Below are 17338 nucleotides of genomic sequence, written 5' to 3' on the forward strand. Positions count from 1 at the left end.
GCTATGCCAGTTTGAATCCGGTGTATCCGCCGGCCGCGATTTCGTCGCAGCGGCGCCGGTATTCGGGTATTCCGCCGGTATAACCCATGTACATCCGTTTCTTACCGGGCACGTTTCCGCCGTTGTACCAGGAGTTGCACGACGGATGAACCAACACCGTCGGCGCGACCAGCGCGGTGGCGTGATCGATCCAGTCCTGCTGCGCGGTGCTCATCGCCTCGATGGTGCGAATGTTGTTGGCGCGCAGATACGCAATGCAGTCACCGATCCACTCGACGTGCTGCTCGAGCGCGGCCACGAAATTCGTGGCGGCGCTCGGGCTGCCCGGGCCCTGCACCGTGAACAGGTTCGGGAAGCCGGCGACCGCGAGGCCCAGATACGACAGCGGCCCTTCGGTGGCCCAGAATTCGCTTAGCGACATTCCGCCGCGACCGCGCAGGTCGATCCGGCTCAGCGCACCGGTCATCGCGTCGAACCCGGTGGCGTACACGATGACGTCGAGTTCGTGCACCCGGTCCTCGGTGCGGATGCCGACCGGCGTGACCTCGCGGATCGGCGACTTGCGCAGGTCGACCAGGGTGACGTTGTCCCGGTTGAACGTCTCGTAGTAGCCCTGGTCGATGATCGGCCGCTTGCACGCGAAGGGGTGCACCGGCACCAACGACGCGGCGGTGTCCGGGTCCTTGACGATCCGGGCCACCGCCTCGCCGTACAGTGTGGTGGCCATCCGGTTGGCCTCGATGTCGAAGAAGATGTCGCCCCAGTTCAACGCCCCCATCACGCCGTTCTCTTCGATGGCACGCAGCTGTTCTTCGCGGGTCGCCGACTTCAACGGCGGCCGGCCGAGCATCTCGAGCAGGACGGAGAAGGCGCTCAACCGGGCGGCCCCGATCGGGTGGGCTCGCTGGGCCGCCCGGATGTCGCCGTAGCGCGCCTTCATGTCGTCGAGTTCGCCCGGTTCGAAGCGGTGCACCCGCCAGGGCAGGGTGTACGCGGGCGAACGCTGAAACACCGAGAGGTGCAGGGCTTCTCGGGCGACCACCGGGATGAGCTGAACGCCGGTCGAGCCGGTGCCGATGACGCCGACCCGCTTACCCTTGAGGTCGACGCCGCCCTCCGGCCAGCGGCTGGTGAACAGTGAGGTCCCGGCGAAATTATCCATTCCGGGGATGTCGGGTTCCAGCGGCACCGACAGGATGCCAGAGGCGGCGACGACGAAAGGCACCCGGAATGCATCGCCTGCTTCGGTGCGCACCAGCCACACGCCGGCTTCTTCGTCGAACGTCATCGCGACGACCTTGGTGCCGAATTGGATGTCGCGGCGCAGCTCGAGCCGGTCGGCCACGAAGTTGAGGTAGGCCTCGATCTCGGGCTGGGCCGGCATCGACTCGGTCCAAACCCACTCCTGCTGAATCTCCTCGGAGAAGCTGTAGGAGTATTCGATGCTCTCGATATCGCACCGTGCGCCCGGGTACCGGTTGAAAAGCCAGGTGCCACCGACGTTTTCGGCCATCTCCAGCACCCGGGTCCGGATCCCGAGTTGTCGCAGCCGGTGCAGCATGTACAACCCGGAGAATCCCGCACCGATGACGAGCGCATCGAAGGAGGTATCGGCGTCAGCCATCTTCACCACCGGTCATTTTCAGGATGGTTCGGGTGAGGTGCAGGCTCTTGATCCGCCATGACCCGTCCCGCTTCTCGTAGGTCTCGTGATAGTGCCCGGCGCCGTACAACTCGCGGCCGTCGCCGAAGATCAGCAGGTCCTCCATCGCCCAGATGCCGGTCGCGGTGGCGGCCGAGGTGAGCGAGAGCTCGGGCGTGTGGCAGTGATGCTTGGTCGCCACGTTCTCGAGACCGCCCATCACCATCGGGACGAAGTTGTCGACGCCCTCGATCGGCGCGGCGGTCTGCGGATCGGCGCCGACCGTCGAGACCGCCATGTCCAGGGTGACCACGACATCGGGGGCGAATACGTCACGCCACGCCCCGACGTCTTTGGTGTCCAGGAAACGGCAGTAGCGCGCCTTCAGCTGCCGGAGGGCTTCCAGCTCGTCAGCCGCCTCAGTCATCGCACTCCCTTGCCGCTTACGGACTCGACTGCTGAAATCTATACTGTAACGGACTTAGTATCTATCAGGAATCGAGAGGCTTCGCGTGAAAGTCCCATTCACCTGGAAGGTCACCGGCTGGTTTATGGTCGGCTGGTCGCCAGAGTTTCCCGTCGGCGAGGTTCGGCCGCTGCACTATTTCGGTGAGGATCTGGTGGCCTACCGAGACGAGCAGGGTGAGCTGCACGTCTTGGAGGCACACTGCAAACACCTGGGCGCGCACATCGGCCACGGCGGCAAGGTGGTCGGCGACTGCGTCGAGTGCCCCTTCCACGGCTGGCGCTGGGGTCCGGACGGCACCAACCGGTACATCCCCTACCAGCCGGACCGGCCCAACCGCGGGCTGCGCCTCAAGGCCTTTCCCGTGCGGGAGCAGTACGACTGCGTCTTCGTCTGGCACCACCCGGACGGCAAGGAGCCGCAGTGGGAGATGCCGGACATTTTCCACAAGTTTCCGCAGTTCGAGACGGACCCGGCGGCCTACTACCGGGCGTATCCGGAGTTCTCCCGGCGCGCGGCGCGCGAACCGGTGCATCCACAGATCGTCGCCGAGAATGCCCCCGACAGTGCACATTTCGAGTACGTGCACCACGCCACCGTGACGCCCCGGGTGCTGGAGTGGAAGATCGTCGACCAGGAATGGCAGTTCATTGCGGGCTGGCCGGACGCGCGCAGCGACAACGCGGAAGACCTCGCGCTGCGGTTCCACAGCCACTTGTTCGGCCTCGGCGGAGCGATCAGCGTCTTCGAGGGCGCCCAGAATCACCGGCTGATCTTCACCTGCACACCGGTCGACGACGAATGCTCGGATCTGTTCTACTCGATCTGGTGGCCGCGGATTCCGGGCGACGACTCCCCCGTGCCCGATGGCAAGCTGCGAGACCTGATCGAAAACCAGTTCCTGTCCACCGTGTTCGACGATCTGCAGATCTGGCGCTACCAGAAGTACGTGGAACACCCGGCGTTGTCAAAAGTCGACGCGAAAGGCTATATGGCGCTGCGGAAGTGGGCGACGCAGTTCTATGACGTCGCCCCGGTGGGCGCCCCCGCATGACGGACGGACTGGCCGGGCTGGCCGCACCGGGGCACACCGCGATCGTCACCCAGGAGTGCCAGGGCGCGGTGATGGGCCCCGACGCGGGACTGGCGATGCTCGCCGAGGAGGCCCGCCGCGAGGCGCTGCCCAACATCGCGCGTCTGCTGCCCGCGGCCCGGGCGGCCGGGGTGCGGGTCGTGCACTGCCTGGTGCAGCGGCGGCCCGACGGGCTCGGCTCCAACCACAACGCGAAGATCTTCGCGATGGGCGGCGGCAACAAGGTGGACATCGCGCCCGGCACGCCGGGCGCGGAGCTGCTGCCCGAATTAGGGCCGGAGCCTTCGGATTTGGTGTTGCGCCGGTGGCACGGCGTGGGCCCGATGGGCGGCACGGACCTGGATGCGGTGCTGCGCAATCTCGGGGTGTCGACCGTCGTCGTGGTCGGTGTTTCGCTGAACATCGCGATTCCCAACCTCGTCATGGACGCCGTCAACGCCGCCTACCGGGTGGTTGTCCCCCGCGACGCGGTGGCCGGGATACCCGCCGACTACGGTGCAGCGATGATCACCAACACCCTGTCACTGCTGGCTACGATCACCCGCACCGACGATCTGCTCCGGGCCTGGGACGAAGGAACGCAATGACCGACACCGCGCCGGAAGTGCGAGGCGGATTTCCCGACGTCAGACCCGTCGAGGACGCGCCCGCGGAACTGGGCCCGTTCGTCGCCGCCCTGCGCCGGCTGCAGGACCTGACCGTATCCACCAAGCCCGACCCCACGCTGTGGGCTTCCGCGACCGTGCACCTGGAGAACGCCTGCGCGTTGCTGGACGGCCACCAGGTCCCCGAGACCGAGGCGGTGGCCGGCCGGGTGCTGAGCCTGCCGGGGTTGGCCCATCCGCTGATCCCGCCCTGGATGGTGACGGAGTCCGGCCCCGACGGCGTGCGGATGGCCGGTCATTTCAGCACCGCCCACATCGGTGGGAACCGCGCGGTGCACGGCGGCATGATCCCGCTGTTCTACGACTGGCTGTTCGGCATGGTCGTGACGGCCGCGGACATCCGGCCGACGCGCACGGCCTATCTGCACGTCGACTTCCGCAGCATCACTCCCATTGACCAGCCGCTGACCGCCCACGGCCGCATCGCCAGAGTCGACGGCAGGAAGGTTTTCATTGACGCTACTATGACAGCCGCCGATGGAACCTTGCTCAGCGAAGCCAACGGCCTGATGGTTCGTTTGCTACCCCACCAGCCGTGAGAGGCACGATGTCCGACACCACAACAACATTCACGGTTCCGGCCGTCGCGAAGGCCGTCGCCGCCGCGATCCCCGACCGGGAGCTGATCATTCAGGGGGACCGGCGCTACACCTACCGGCAGGTGATCGAGCGCTCCAACCGACTGGCCGCGTATCTGCACGCGCAGGGATTGGGTTGCCACACCGAGCGCTCGGCGCTGGGCGGCCACGAGGTAGGCCAAGACCTGCTGGGCCTGTACGCCTACAACGGGAACGAATTCGTCGAGGCGTTGCTGGGCAGCTTCGAGGCACGGGTCGCCCCGTTCAACGTCAACTTCCGCTACGTGAAGAGCGAGCTGCAATACCTGCTGGCGGATTCCGGGGCGACCGCGCTGCTCTACCACGCCGCCTTCGCACCGCGGGTGGCCGAGATCCTGCCGGATCTGCCACAGCTGCGCGTGCTGATCCAGATCGCCGACGGCTCGGGCAACGAACTCCTTGACGGGGCAGTCGATTACGAGGCCGCCCTGGCGTCGGTGTCCCCGGAGCCGCCGCCGGTGCAGCATTCCGCCGACGACTTGTACGTCCTGTACACCGGGGGCACGACGGGGATGCCGAAGGGCGTGCTGTGGCGCCAGCACGACATCTTCATGACGTCCTTCGGCGGCCGGAATCTGATGACGGGCGAGCCGTCGAACTCCCTCGAGGAGATCGTCGAACGCGCCGCGTCGGGCCCGGGCACCAAGCTGATGATTCTGCCCCCGCTGATCCACGGCGCCGCCCAGTGGAGTGTGATGACCGCGATCACGACGGGGCAGTCAGTCGTCTTTCCGACGGTGGTCGATCACCTGGACGCCGAGGACGTGGTGCGCACCATCGAGCGGGAGAAAGTCATGGTGGTCACCGTGGTCGGCGACGCGATGGCGCGCCCCTTGGTCGCCGCGATCGAGAAGGAGATCGCCGACGTGTCGTCGCTGGCGGTCGTCGCCAACGGCGGTGCGCTGCTGACCCCGTACGTCAAGCAGCGCTTGATCGAAACGCTGCCGAACGCCGTTGTGGTCGACGGCGTCGGCTCGTCGGAGACCGGGGCGCAGATGCACCACATGTCGACGTCGGGCGCGGTGGCCACCGGCACGTTCAACGCCGGGCCGGACACCTTCGTCGCCGCCGAGGACCTGACCGCAATCCTGGAACCGGGCCACGAGGGGATGGGCTGGCTGGCGCAGCGGGGCTACGTTCCGCTGGGCTACAAGGGCGATGCGGCCAAGACGGCCAAGACATTTCCGGTGATCGACGGCGTCCGGTACGCCGTCCCCGGTGACCGCGCGCGCCACGGCGCCGACGGCTCCATCGAACTGCTGGGCCGGGATTCGGTGACCATCAACTCCGGGGGCGAGAAGATCTTCGTCGAGGAGGTCGAGACGGCCATCGCGTCGCATCCCGCGGTCGCCGACGTGGTGGTCGCCGGTCGGCCGAGCGAGCGGTGGGGCCAGGAGGTCGTCGCCGTGGTGGCGCTCGCACCGGGGGCCAGCGCCGAATCCGGCGAGCTGGTGGCGCACGCCGCGCAGACGCTGGCGCGCTACAAACTGCCCAAAGCGATCGTGTTCCGTTCGGTCATCGAGCGCAGCCCGTCGGGTAAGGCCGACTACCGGTGGGCGCGCGAGCAGGCGGTGACTGGCTGACCGGTGATCCGGCAGCCCGCCGCGGAAGGGCGTAGACCATGTCGTTGCTGCAAAAGGATGAGACGCTGACGGCATCCACCGAGGTGCGAGCCGCCCCGGATCAAGTCTACGCCGTCGTCTCCGACGTCACCCGCATTCCGGAGTGGAGTCCCGAGACAACGCGCGCAGAGTGGCTGGCGCCGAATCGCTTTCAAGCCTGGAACCGGCGCCGCCTGGGCCGGTGGCGCACCGTTGCCAACGTCGTCGAAGCCGAGCCGGGACACAGGTTCTCCTTCGTCGTTCAGGCAATGGGTGGGGACTGGACGCAATGGACGTACCTCATCGAGCCCGGTCTCACCGCCGGCACGACGCGCCTGACCGAAACGGTACGGATGTGCGTGCCACTTCCGCTCGGCGCGGTGGCTTTCGAGCGTCTGTTCTTGTTCGTCCGGGATCGTCGCGGTGATCTGCAGCAGAACCTCGAGGTCTCGGTGGACCGGATCCGCAGGATCGTCGAGGCAGGAGTGGATGCGTGAGGAACTCATGAAGTACCAAGGTCGTGTCGCCGTGGTCACCGGTGCCGGCTCCGGCATCGGCCGCGCCCTGACTCAGGCGCTTACTCGGGATGGGGCGCACGTCGCGGCATCCGACATCGACCCGGACGGCCTGGCCAAAACCCAGGCCGCGTGTCGGCCCGGACAGGTCACCCCGTACCGGGTCGACGTCGCCGACCGCGATGCGGTGTTGAGTTTCGCCGACGAGGTGCGCGAGCAGCACGGGCCCGCCTCGCTGGTGTTCAACAACGCCGGGGTCGACCTGTTCGCCGGCGTGGCGGACATGTCCTGGAAGGACTTCGACTGGCTGATGGACATCAACGTCGGCGGCGTCGTCAACGGGACCAAAGCCTTTCTCCCACAACTCATCGAGGCGGGTACGCCGCGACGACCGGCCCGGCTGATCAACCTGTCCAGCGCCTTCGGGCTGATCGCGGTTCCCTACCAGGGCGCCTACAGCATGTCCAAGTTCGCGGTGCGCGGCCTCACCGAGGCGCTGCGGCAGGAGATGATCATGGAACGCCGCCCGGTCACCGTGCACTGCGTGCATCCCGGTGTCGTGCGTACCAACTTCGGGGCCAACATGCGCACTGCCGACACCGAGGATCCGGAGATGGCGACCAAGATGTTCGATCGCGCGGCCCTGACGTCGGCCACCAAGGCCGCCCGGTTGATTCTGCGCGGGGCCGACAAGAACCGCGCCCGCATCCTCATCGGAGCCGACGGCCGCGTGATGGCGGCGATGCCGCGCCTGCTCGGCGCGGGGTACGCGGGCCTGTTGGCTAGGGCCGGGAAACTGACCGACTCGCGCTGAGCCGGCGGCGGTTGCGGGCCTTCGTTATTCGCATCATCAGGTCGGCGTACATTCGCATCGACTTCCCGAACGGTGGCGCCGCGCTTCCCGTGATGCTGAACGGCAGATCGTTGCCCACCACGGTGCGGTGATGGCTGAACGTGTCGAAACCGGCCTTGCCGTGGTAGGCGCCCATCCCGCTGCGGCCCACTCCCCCGAACGGCGCAGCGGACGGAATCATCTGTGCCGCAAAGTCGTTACGGGCGACGCCGCCGCTGCGGGTGCTGCGGACGAAGGTGCGGAAGTCGGCGTCGTCGGGTCCATACCAGTACGCCACCAGCGGCGTCGGCCGGTCGTTGATGTAGTCGATGGCCTCCGTCAGCCCCGAGTACGTCTGCACGACGAGAACCGGGCCGAAGATCTCCTCGCTGGCGATCGTCATGCGCTCGTCGACGTTGCGGACGATGGTGGGTGCGATCTTGCGCGAGGCTCGGTCCGGTAGCGACTCTCCCACCGGTGCAATGGCTTCCACGCTGGCGCCCTTGTCTCGGGCATCCTCGATCAGCCCGACGACACGGTCGAAATTCGCCTGATTGACGCTCGAGCAGTAGTCCTTGTTCGACACGATGCTTGCGAACATGTCGCGCAGGGTATTCCGGGCGACGTCGACGAAGGCGTCCAGCCGGGCCTCGGGCACGAACACATAGTCGGGGCATACGCAGACCTGTCCCCCGTTGACCATGCGGGCCTGCGCGATCCGTCTCGCCGCTCGGCGGATGTCGGCGCCCGGCGCGACCACGACGGGATTCTTTCCGCCCAGCTCCAGCGTCACCGGAACGAGATGCTGCGCCGCCGAGCGCTGCACCAGAGTCCCGACCGACGGTGAGCCGGTGAAGAAGAGGTGGTCGAACGGCAACGCGGCAAAGGCGGCCGCCACGTCGGGACCGCCGGTGACGACGTGCAGCTCGTCCGAATCGAAGTACTCCGGTGCCAGCGACGCCATCAGGTCAGCGGTGTGCGCCGTGACCTCCGACATTTTGACCATCGCCCGGTTGCCGGCCGCGAACGCGGTGGCGGCGGGCAGGACGACGAGATTGAGCGGGAAGTTCCACGGCCCGATGATCCCGATCACCCCGAGTGGTGAGGGCTGGACCTCGGCCCGCAGGCCGCACAGCCGCGCCGCGCGCATCAGCTTGGTCGGCCGCATCCATTGAGCGGCATGGGATCTGGTGTGCTCGATGACCGAGAGCATCCCGATGACCTCGGTGAACAGGGTGGCCGCCTTGGAGCGCGTGCCGAAGTCGGCGGCCATGGCGTCCACGAACGCATCGGTGTTGTCGAGTACCAGCGCCATCAACCGGTCGATGCGGTTGCGCCGCACCGCCAGGCCGGGCGGCCCCTCGTCCATGAAGGCACGCCGTTGCCGCCGCAAAACCGCATCCAGCTCAGCGGCCCGCTGTTCGGCGGTGCCGTGAGGGCGTTCGTCGAGTGTGCTCATGAATCACCTTCGGTGTCCGGACCGGCGAGCGACCTCGCGTGGTCATGCCCATATTGCCTACTGTAATAATTACAGTACGATCTTACGAAGTAAGTGTTCGATCGTGCTGAGATCTGGGAGATCAGGTGACGACCAACGTGCACACCGCCGCCGATGCCGGCGACGAGACCGTCAGCCTGCGTGACCCCTATCCGTTCTTCGCCCGCAAGCGGCGCGAGGCCGGCGTGTTCGCCGGCACGGTGATGGACTACTCCAGGACCCCGGAGTCCCTGATGCCCAAGCAGGAATACTCGGCGATGTCGTTCGACGCGGTCAACACGGTGTTCCGGGACGGCCGGGTGTTCAGCTCCAAGCCGTACGACAAGACCATCGGCCTGTTCATGGGGCCGACGATTCTGGCGATGGAAGGCAAGAAACACCGCGAACACCGCAACCTGGTCTCCGCGGCGTTCAAGTCCAAGGCGCTGGCCCGCTGGGAGCCCACCATCGTGCGGCCGATCTGCAGCGGCCTGATCGACGAGTTCATCGAGACCGGCCGGGCCGACCTGATCCGCAACTTCACCTTCGAATTCCCCACCCGCGTCATCGCCAAGCTGCTGGGGCTGCCCGCCGACGACCTGCCGATGTTCCGCAAGCGGGCCGTCCAGTTGATCAGCTACCACGTCGACTACGAAGGCGCCTTCGAGGCGTCGGCCGCGCTCAAGGACTATTTCCTCGAACAGATCGAACAGCGTAAGTCCAAGCCCACCGAGGACATCATCGGCGACCTGGTCACCGCGGAGATCGACGGCGAAAAGCTTACCGACGAAGCCATTTTCTCGTTCCTGCGGCTGCTGCTGCCCGCCGGCCTGGAGACCACCTACCGCTCGTCGGGAAACCTGCTGTGCCTGTTGCTCACCCATCCCGAGCAGTTCGCCGCGCTGCAGGCCAACCGCGAGTTGCTGGCGCCGGCCATCGAGGAAGGGTTGCGCTACGAGACGCCGCTGACCACCGTGCAACGCTTCACCACCGAGGACACCGAGGTGGAAGGTGTGAAGATTCCGGCTCGTTCGGTGATCGGGGTGTGCATCGGTTCGGCCAACCGCGACGAACGGCGCTGGGAACGCTCCGAAGAGTTCGACATCTTCCGCAAGCACATGCCACACATCTCCTTCGCCGCCGGTGAGCACACCTGCCTGGGTCTGCATCTGGCGCGGCTGGAGATGCGCGTCGCGATGGAATGCCTGCTGGACCGGCTGACCAACCTCACCTTGCTGACCGACGATGATCCGCATATCCACGGCCAGCCGTTCCGGTCGCCGAATGCGCTTCCGGTGACGTTCGACGCGAAGTAGGGTCGGCGAAATGGTCAAAGTCATGACGGGCTTTCGGGTCCTGGAGCTTGCGCAGTTCACCTTCGTTCCGGCGGCGGGAGCCATCCTGGCCGACTGGGGAGCCGACGTCATCAAAGTCGAACACCCGGCGCGCGGCGACACCCAGCGCGGCTTCCTGAATATGGGTGGCATTCAAGTCGATCCGGAACGGCACCCGCTGATGGAACATCCCAACCGCGGCAAACGCAGCGTCGGGATCGACGTCTCCACGCCGGGCGGTCAGGAAGTGATCTACGAGCTGGCCAAAACCGCGGACGTGTTCCTCACCAACTACATGCCCGCGCAGCGCCAGAAGCACAAGTTCGACGTGGAGCACATTCGCGCGGTGAACCCGAACATCATCTACGCCCGCGGCTCGGCCTACGGCGACAAAGGCGCGGAGCGTGACACCGGCGGCTACGACGGGACGGCGTTCTGGACGCGCAGCGGCATCGGCTACGCTCTGACCCCCGAGGAGCTGGGCGGCGCACTGGGACAAGGCATTCCCGCCTTCGGCGATTCGATCGGCGGCATGTTCATCGCCGGCGGCATCTCGGCCGCGCTGCTGCACCGCGAGCGCACCGGTGAGGCCGTCGAGCTGGACGTGTCGCTGCTGAGCACGGCCTGGTGGGCGGCGGGCGCCAGCGTGACGCAGGGCATGGAGACCGGCGAGGTCATGCGCACGCCCATGCCGGGTTCGGGCGCGCCCTCGGTGAATCCGTTCATGGGCAACTACGAAACCTCCGACGGCGGCACCATCAACCTGTGCATCATCAGCCCGACCGGGCTGATCCGCGACACGTTCGAACACCTGGGCATTCCCGAGGCGGCCGACGATCCCCGCTTTTCCGATGTACTCCCGCTGATTCAGAACGCCGACGCCGCCGCCGAACTGATTTCAAAGGCCTTCGCCGGCAAGCCCTTTGGCTATTGGCGACAGCACCTCAAGACCATGAAGGGTCAATGGGCGCCGTTCCAGAGCCTCATCGACCTGGTGGACGACGAGCAGGCGATCGCCAACGACATGATCGCCGAGGTCGAGCTCGCCGGCGGCGGTAAGCCGTTCCGCGTGGTCCGCGGCCCCGTTCAGTTCAACCACGAGCCGTTGACGACGACGCGGGCGCCGCAGGCCAGCGAGCACACCGAACTGGTCCTGATGGAGCTCGGCATGGACTGGGACCGCATCGACGAACTCAAGAATGCAGGAGCCATTGCGTGACCTCCAATAACGACGTCGCCATCATCGGCGTGGGCTTGCACCCGTTCGGGCGCTTCGAGGGCAAGTCGGCGATGCAGATGGGCGTCGACGCCATTCTCGCCGCGGTCGCCGACGCCGGTATCGCTTGGCGGGACGTCCAGTTCGCCACCGGCGGGAGCTGGACGGTGGCCAACCCGGACGCGATCGTCGGCATGGTCGGTCTGACCGGCATCCCGTTCACCAACGTGTTCAACGCGTGCGCGACCGCCGCCAGCGCCGCCAAGGCGTGCGCCGACGGCATCCGGCTGGGCGACTATGACATCGGGATCGCCATCGGCCTGGACAAGCACCCGCGCGGCGCGTTCACCGAGGATCCCGCGCTGGTCGGGATGCCGCGCTGGTATGCCGAGAACGGGCAGTATCTGACGACCCAGTTCTTCGGCATGAAGGCCAACCGCTACCTGCACGACCACGGCATCTCCCGGCGGACCCTGGCCAAGGTCGCGGCCAAGAACTTCCGCAACGGGGCCATCAACCCCAACGCATTTCGGCGCAAGCCGATCTCCGAAGAAGACATCCTGAACTCGACGATGCTGAATTATCCGCTGACCCAATACATGTTCTGCGCGCCCGACGAAGGCGCCGCCGCCGTGGTCATGTGCCGAGCGGACATCGCGCACCGCTATGCCTCCAAGCCCGTCTATCTGCGGGCGGTGGAGGTGCGCACCCGCCGCTACGGGGCCTACGAGGTGAACACCACCTGCGCGCCGGTCGAAGAAGACCTGGCGCCAACGGTTTACGCCGCGCGGACCGCGTTCGAGAAGGCCGGCATCGCACCCGACGACGTCGACGTTATCCAGTTGCAGGACACCGACGCAGGCGCCGAGATCATCCACATGGCCGAGTGCGGGTTCTGCGAGCACGGCGATCAGGAGAAGCTGCTGGCCGACGCCGCCACCGAGATCACAGGCGCGATGCCGGTCAACACCGACGGCGGGCTGATCGCCAACGGCGAGCCCATCGGCGCCTCCGGCCTGCGGCAGATCCACGAGATCGTGCGCCAACTCCGCGGCGAGGCGGGCGAGCGGCAGGTGCCCGGCAACCCGAAGGTGGGATTCACCCAGTTGTATGGCGCCCCGGGCACCGCCGCGGCGACCATCCTCACGACCTGACCGCCCTCCCGGGCGCTAGGAGGCTTTCTTCGCGACCGGCGCGTACGCCGGCTTGCCCAGGCCCAGCACGTACTGCGCGATCATGTTGCGGAACACCTCGAGCGTCCCGCCGTAAATGCCGACCAGCGGGGCGAATCGGTACACGTACTCCGCGGCGCCGTTGTCGGCGGCGCCGTCGGTGCCGAGGGGCAGCGTGGCCGCGGTGCCGAGGATATCCATCAGGTCCGGGGAGATGTCACGCATCGTCTGCGCCAGGGCAACACGCCCGAAGATGCTGGGCGCGCTCAGCGACGCTTCCATCCGCGCGGCGCTGCGGCCCAACCGATATGCCACCGCAGAATCGTCAACGAGCCTGCGCCCGTTGGGATCCCGCTCCGCGACTTTGGCGGCGGCCTTGTCCAGGGCATCGGCCATGAAACCCGCCTGGTGCATCATGATCGACACGTCCTGCAGCCCGTCCGGGGCTGCCGCCACCGCTCCGTGCTCGGTGTTGAGGGGTTCGCGCAGCACCGTCCAGCCCGCGTTGACGTCGCCCAGGCGGTACTTGTCGTCGACGCGCACGTCGCTGTAGTAAACGATGTTGGTGCGGTCACCGTCGACCGTGCGGATGCCCTGGATCTCGATGCCCGGGGAGTTCAGCGGAACCAGGAACATGGTCAGGCTCTTGTGCTTCTGGGCGTCCGGATCGGTGTTGGTGATGAGGAAGACGTACTGGCAGTTGTGCGCGCCGGTGGTGAACATCTTGGAGCCGTTGATGATCCAGCTCGATCCATCCGCTTCCCGCACCGCGCGGGTCTTGCAGGTGGCGATGTCGGACCCGCCCTCGGGTTCGGTGTAGCCCAGGCAGAGCCGGACGTGCCCGCTGAAGACGCCCGGTAGCACCTCATCCCGCAATTCGGCGGAGCCGAATCTCGAGACCGAACGGGCCACCATAGCGGTGGTACCCCAGGTCACCCACGGCACGTGCGCGCGTCGCTTCTCCAGCTCCCAGATGCGGCGACGCACCCGGCTGAAGCCGCCGTCGGCCTCCGACTTCCATTCGCGCTCCAGGTAACCGGCGGCGCCCAGCGCCAGGTGCACCCCTTCGTCGAAGTTGTCACCCGTTTCCCGGTCCCGGCGCTTGACGTCTTCCGTCACATGCGTGCGCAGGAAGTCGCGCGCTTCTTCCAGAAAACGTTGATCGTCGTCGGACAGCGTGACCCGTGAGAAGTCCACCTAGGCGCCCTTTCCACTTTCGCGTGCGGCGACCAGCTCGCCGACGTACTTGGCGCTGGCGCCGGGGTCGCCGCCGGCCAGTGCCCAGCCGCGGGCCCGCACCAGATACGCGGTCGCCGCGGCCTCCGCCGAAACACCAAGTCCACCTTGGATATGCACCGCCATGGTCGCGGCCTTCGCCGCCTCCTCGGCCATGAACACGAACGCCGAGGGCGCCAGCTCCGGTCGCTCCTGCGGCTCGTTGTCCAGGAACCAGGCCGCGCGCCGCGCCAGGTTGCGGCCGCCCTGCACGGTGATCGCGATGTTGGCCAGCGGATGGGAGATGCCCTGCAGCGTCGAGATCGGCACACCCAGCGTGTAGCGGGTCTTGGCGAACTCGGCGGCGATGGTCATGGTCTCCTCGACGAGCCCGACCAGTGCCGAGGCACTCAGCACGCGCCACTCATCCAGCGCCCGTTGATATTCCGCCAATGCGTCGGACCCGCTGGCCAGCACGGTGCGGGTGTCGGCGGTCGCCGGATCGACCCAGGCCATCGGCAGCCGGCCGATGTTGTCCACCTTGGTCGGGCGCGTCCCGAAGGTCAGCGCGACGACGTCGTCGCCGTCGCGAACGATGATCTGGTCGGCGATCGAGCCGGTGGGCAGGAGCCGGGCACCAGACGCGCTGTCGTGCTGCGGATCGAACGCGGCGAGGCGCTTGCCGTGGACGACGTCAGGTTCGACGGCGCCGAGGCGCGCGAGCAGCCGTGCGCTGCAGACCTGGTCGATCCACGGTACCGGCGCAAGTGACCGGCCGATCTCCTCTGCCACCAAGGTCAGGTCGACCATTGTCGCACCGTCTCCGCCGGCGGATTCCGGGACGGCCATCGTCGTTGCGCCCATGGCGCACAACCGTTCCCACAGGTTCTTGTCGAAGCCGGTCTCCTCGGCGGCGCGCACGGTCTCGATCGAACAATGCGTCTTGAAGAAGTCGCGGTAGGCGGCCTGCAGCGCCTCGTGATCCGAGGTCAGGCTGTAGTCGAGCCTACGCAGTTCGTAGCGGTCCATCCTCAGCCTTCCTCCTGGCCACCGAAGAAGAATTCTTGGGCATTGTTGTAGAGATAGTTGTCGAGCACGTCGGCGGGCAGGTCCAGCGCAGCGGCTTCGGGAACGACGCGATGCATTTTCAGCACCGGCCAGTCCGAGGCGAAGATGACCTTGTTCGGCCCGCGGGTCCGCATGTAGTGCAACAGGCTGTCCGGCAACCTCTTTGGCGACCACGCCGACGTCATCAACCGTAGGTTGGCGTATTTGATCAGCAGCCTGATCGCGACGTCCCACCACGGGTCCGCGCCGTGAATCATGCACAGCTTCAGTTCCGGGAATCGCACGCAGACCCGGTCCAGGTGGATCGGGTTCTGCACCTCGCCGGGGATGGGGGGCCCGGGAATGCCGGTGTTGATACACAGCGGCAGCTCCAGCTCGGCGCACTTGGTGTACAACGGGTAATAGACGGCGTCGCTGGGCGGGTATTGACCGTCGCCCCAAAAGCTCGGTCCCACAGCGGCATAGGCGACCGGCAGGTCTGTGACGATGGCGGAGAGTTCGCGCAGGGACGGCATCGGGCGCAGCAGGTTGACCCCGCCCATCGCCAGGGCGAAACGGTCCGGCCGCTCCTCGACGAATTTGCGCGCGGTCACTGACGGCTTGGCCAGGTTGTCCATCAAGATCGCCCTGCGCACACCCTGGGCGTCCATTTCCTCGAGCAGCTTGGGCAACTCGACCGGCGCGAACATGGACTCCGGGCCCTTGAAGTAGTCGTCGCGCACCTTGAGCATCCAGGTCGGCTGCTGCTCGGTCTCACCGAAGTGCACGTTGACCAGACAATCGATAGCTTTCATGTCGACATCGGCGCCTTTGCTGTTGCGTGACGTTTCGCCCAACGGTAATCGGCCTTGCCGTTACCCAACCGCTGGACCTGCTCGACGACGAGGAACTCCTTGGGCGCCTTGAACCGTGCGAGTCGCGACGTGCAGAGCGTGTGCAACTCCTCGGCCGCCGCGGCGGCTCCATCACGGAGTTCGACGAGGGCGACGAGTTCTTCGCCCCAGCGCTCACTGGGGCGGCCGACCACCAGCGCGTCGGCGATCGCCGGGTGGGCGCGCAGCACCTCTTCGACCTCCTCGACGAAAACCTTCTCGCCGCCGGTGTTGACCACCAGGGAGTCACGGCCGAAGAGCCGCAAAGTTCCATCGGGTTCCAGCGCGGCCCGGTCACCGGATATCACCACCCGCTTGCCGTCGATCTCGGGGAAAGTCTTGCGGGTGGCGTCGGGATCGTTGAAGTATCCCAACGGTATTCGTCCTTCCCTGGCGACCCAACCCACCTCCGCCTCGCCGGGAGAAAGGAAGTGGCTGTAATCCTCGGACAGCACCAATCCGCCTTCGCGCAGCATGAAGGTGTCGGCCTGAGTCCCCCGCCGGCTGTGACCGAAGCCCATGTTCCCGGTTTCCGAGGAACCGTAACCGTTGATGAGGGTGACCTGGGGTAGCAGCTCCAGCAGAGCCTGCTGATACTTCGGATTGGTCGCGGCGCCGCCGGTGCCGATGGCGTACAGCGATGACAGGTCGTAGGAACCGCCCTGCAGCTGTGCCACCAGCGGTGCGGCGTAGGCGTCGCCGACCATGGTCAGCAACCCGACCTTCTCCCGCTCGGCGATCTTCCAGATGACGCGCGGGTCGAGCTTTTTGCCGGTGTCGTACATCACCACCGGGGTGCCGGCCAAGATGGCACAGAACGCTGTCCACATGCCGGCCGCGTGCATCAACGGCGAGACGGCGAACCACGGCGCACCGGCCGCCCCGCTCACCTTGTCGCGGATCTCCTGGGCGCATACATGATCGGCACCTGCCATGGACGACACATAGATGTCGGATTGTCGCCACAGCACGCCCTTGGGCCGGCCGGTCGTACCGCCGGTGCAGATCATCAGCAGATCGTCCGGTGACGGCGCCGCACCGTGGTCGGTATCCCCCTGTGCCAGCGCGTCATCCAACGAGACCGCACCGGGCAGCTCCGCGGCGTCGCTTCCGTCGTCGACGGACACCAGTACGTCAATGCCGGCGCCCGTCAGCACGTCGGCGAATTTCGCGCCCAACCCGCGGTGGTAGATGACCGCCCGGGGTTTCACGTAGTCGAGCAGCTCGCCGACCTCGCGCGGCGTGTAGTAATAGTTGATATTCACCGGGACGGTGCGGGCCTTGAGGCAGCCGATGACCATGTCCGGGTAGAGATCGTTGTGCATGACCAGCGCGACCCGGTCCTGTCCGCATTCCCAGTTCTGCAAGGATGCACGCTCCCGATGAGCCCCTAACCCGTTGCCCGCCAAGAAGTTTGCCAGGCGGCGGGTGCGCTCCGCCGACTCGCGGAAGGTGCTGCGGCGGCTGCCGCACACCGTCATTGTCCGGTCTCCGATGACGTCGGCGATCTCGTCGAGAACCGCCCCGATGGTCCATTCGCTCACGGGCGTAGC

General features: G+C 66.6%; 16 protein-coding genes. 9 read left to right on the plus strand and 7 right to left on the minus strand.

All coding sequences use genetic code 11. From position 1 onward, the window contains the following. Position 1: 1 nt before the first annotated feature. The gene (locus tag ACYQ8K_RS06640) at positions 2 to 1624 is read right to left on the minus strand and encodes a flavin-containing monooxygenase (protein WP_459967696.1); all 1623 of its coding nucleotides are present in this window, start codon (positions 1622 to 1624) and stop codon (positions 2 to 4) included. Next, positions 1617 to 2069 carry a nuclear transport factor 2 family protein gene (locus ACYQ8K_RS06645; protein WP_459967697.1) on the minus strand — a complete coding sequence of 151 codons (453 nt, stop codon included), beginning with the start codon at positions 2067 to 2069 and terminating at the stop codon, positions 1617 to 1619. The genes ACYQ8K_RS06640 and ACYQ8K_RS06645 overlap by 8 nt, the downstream gene beginning before the upstream one ends. A gap of 85 nt (positions 2070 to 2154) precedes the next feature. Between ACYQ8K_RS06645 and ACYQ8K_RS06650 the strand changes: the two genes are divergently transcribed. Genes ACYQ8K_RS06650 through ACYQ8K_RS06675 form a run of 6 tightly spaced genes read left to right on the plus strand, consistent with a single transcriptional unit; the run spans position 2155 to position 7413 of the window. Further along, positions 2155 to 3162, plus strand: coding sequence for a Rieske 2Fe-2S domain-containing protein (locus ACYQ8K_RS06650; RefSeq protein WP_459967698.1), 1008 nt, complete (start codon positions 2155 to 2157; stop codon positions 3160 to 3162). Further along, positions 3159 to 3788: an isochorismatase family protein gene (locus tag ACYQ8K_RS06655; RefSeq protein ID WP_459967699.1), complete on the plus strand. Its 630-nt coding sequence runs from the start codon at positions 3159 to 3161 to the stop codon at positions 3786 to 3788. Before ACYQ8K_RS06650 ends, ACYQ8K_RS06655 begins: the two co-directional genes overlap by 4 nt. Further along, positions 3785 to 4405: a PaaI family thioesterase gene (locus ACYQ8K_RS06660; protein ID WP_459967700.1), complete on the plus strand. Its 621-nt coding sequence runs from the start codon at positions 3785 to 3787 to the stop codon at positions 4403 to 4405. Before ACYQ8K_RS06655 ends, ACYQ8K_RS06660 begins: the two co-directional genes overlap by 4 nt. A gap of 8 nt (positions 4406 to 4413) precedes the next feature. Next, positions 4414 to 6066, plus strand: a complete 1653-nt coding sequence (locus ACYQ8K_RS06665) for an acyl-CoA synthetase (RefSeq protein WP_459967777.1) — start codon at positions 4414 to 4416, stop codon at positions 6064 to 6066. Between the two features lie 38 nt (positions 6067 to 6104). Beyond that, on the plus strand, positions 6105 to 6581 hold the full coding sequence (locus ACYQ8K_RS06670) for an SRPBCC family protein (RefSeq protein WP_459967701.1): 477 nt from the start codon (positions 6105 to 6107) through the stop codon (positions 6579 to 6581). Between the two features lie 7 nt (positions 6582 to 6588). Then, on the plus strand, positions 6589 to 7413 hold the full coding sequence (locus ACYQ8K_RS06675) for an SDR family NAD(P)-dependent oxidoreductase (protein WP_459967778.1): 825 nt from the start codon (positions 6589 to 6591) through the stop codon (positions 7411 to 7413). On the opposite strand, the gene ACYQ8K_RS06680 is transcribed toward ACYQ8K_RS06675, so the two are convergent. Next, the gene (locus ACYQ8K_RS06680; protein ID WP_459967702.1) at positions 7382 to 8890 is read right to left on the minus strand and encodes an aldehyde dehydrogenase family protein; all 1509 of its coding nucleotides are present in this window, start codon (positions 8888 to 8890) and stop codon (positions 7382 to 7384) included. The genes ACYQ8K_RS06675 and ACYQ8K_RS06680 overlap by 32 nt on opposite strands. Before the next feature lie 125 nt (positions 8891 to 9015). Here ACYQ8K_RS06680 and ACYQ8K_RS06685 point away from each other — a divergent pair, with 125 nt between their 5' ends. From ACYQ8K_RS06685 to ACYQ8K_RS06695, 3 genes are read left to right on the plus strand one after another with little or no spacing between them, the layout of a single operon-like run. Beyond that, a complete protein-coding gene (locus ACYQ8K_RS06685) occupies positions 9016 to 10224 on the plus strand; it encodes a cytochrome P450 (RefSeq protein WP_459967703.1) in 1209 nt (402 codons plus the stop codon). Positions 10225 to 10246: 22 nt separating this feature from the next. Further along, the gene (locus tag ACYQ8K_RS06690) at positions 10247 to 11461 is read left to right on the plus strand and encodes a CaiB/BaiF CoA transferase family protein (protein WP_459967779.1); all 1215 of its coding nucleotides are present in this window, start codon (positions 10247 to 10249) and stop codon (positions 11459 to 11461) included. After that, positions 11458 to 12612 (plus strand): thiolase family protein, encoded by a 1155-nt coding sequence (locus tag ACYQ8K_RS06695; protein ID WP_459967704.1) that lies wholly within the window; start codon positions 11458 to 11460, stop codon positions 12610 to 12612. Before ACYQ8K_RS06690 ends, ACYQ8K_RS06695 begins: the two co-directional genes overlap by 4 nt. Positions 12613 to 12627: 15 nt before the next feature. Here the strand turns inward: ACYQ8K_RS06695 and ACYQ8K_RS06700 are convergent, their stop codons facing one another. From ACYQ8K_RS06700 to ACYQ8K_RS06715, 4 genes are read right to left on the minus strand one after another with little or no spacing between them, the layout of a single operon-like run. Continuing rightward, the gene (locus tag ACYQ8K_RS06700; RefSeq protein WP_459967705.1) at positions 12628 to 13827 is read right to left on the minus strand and encodes an acyl-CoA dehydrogenase family protein; all 1200 of its coding nucleotides are present in this window, start codon (positions 13825 to 13827) and stop codon (positions 12628 to 12630) included. After that, complete coding sequence (locus tag ACYQ8K_RS06705) at positions 13828 to 14874, minus strand: acyl-CoA dehydrogenase family protein (RefSeq protein WP_459967706.1); 1047 nt, start codon at positions 14872 to 14874, stop codon at positions 13828 to 13830. Positions 14875 to 14876: 2 nt separating this feature from the next. Further along, positions 14877 to 15707 (minus strand): amidohydrolase family protein, encoded by an 831-nt coding sequence (locus tag ACYQ8K_RS06710; protein WP_459967707.1) that lies wholly within the window; start codon positions 15705 to 15707, stop codon positions 14877 to 14879. Beyond that, a complete protein-coding gene (locus ACYQ8K_RS06715; protein WP_459967708.1) occupies positions 15704 to 17329 on the minus strand; it encodes an acyl-CoA synthetase in 1626 nt (541 codons plus the stop codon). The genes ACYQ8K_RS06710 and ACYQ8K_RS06715 overlap by 4 nt, the downstream gene beginning before the upstream one ends. Between the last annotated feature and the right edge of the window lie 9 nt (positions 17330 to 17338).

The organism is Mycobacterium sp. MUNTM1 (assembly GCF_054660795.1).

Excerpts from the sequence above, each read along its gene's own strand:
- ACYQ8K_RS06705 (WP_459967706.1), bottom strand. The coding sequence starts at position 14,874 with ATGGACCGCTACGAACTGCGTAGGCTCGACTACAGCCTGACCTCGGAT.
- ACYQ8K_RS06670 (WP_459967701.1), top strand. The coding sequence starts at position 6,105 with ATGTCGTTGCTGCAAAAGGATGAGACGCTGACGGCATCCACCGAGGTG.
- ACYQ8K_RS06675 (WP_459967778.1), top strand. The coding sequence starts at position 6,589 with ATGAAGTACCAAGGTCGTGTCGCCGTGGTCACCGGTGCCGGCTCCGGC.
- ACYQ8K_RS06640 (WP_459967696.1), bottom strand. The coding sequence starts at position 1,624 with ATGGCTGACGCCGATACCTCCTTCGATGCGCTCGTCATCGGTGCGGGA.
- ACYQ8K_RS06655 (WP_459967699.1), top strand. The coding sequence starts at position 3,159 with ATGACGGACGGACTGGCCGGGCTGGCCGCACCGGGGCACACCGCGATC.
- ACYQ8K_RS06665 (WP_459967777.1), top strand. The coding sequence starts at position 4,414 with ATGTCCGACACCACAACAACATTCACGGTTCCGGCCGTCGCGAAGGCC.
- ACYQ8K_RS06645 (WP_459967697.1), bottom strand. The coding sequence starts at position 2,069 with ATGACTGAGGCGGCTGACGAGCTGGAAGCCCTCCGGCAGCTGAAGGCG.
- ACYQ8K_RS06710 (WP_459967707.1), bottom strand. The coding sequence starts at position 15,707 with ATGAAAGCTATCGATTGTCTGGTCAACGTGCACTTCGGTGAGACCGAG.
- ACYQ8K_RS06690 (WP_459967779.1), top strand. The coding sequence starts at position 10,247 with ATGACGGGCTTTCGGGTCCTGGAGCTTGCGCAGTTCACCTTCGTTCCG.
- ACYQ8K_RS06660 (WP_459967700.1), top strand. The coding sequence starts at position 3,785 with ATGACCGACACCGCGCCGGAAGTGCGAGGCGGATTTCCCGACGTCAGA.
- ACYQ8K_RS06680 (WP_459967702.1), bottom strand. The coding sequence starts at position 8,890 with ATGAGCACACTCGACGAACGCCCTCACGGCACCGCCGAACAGCGGGCC.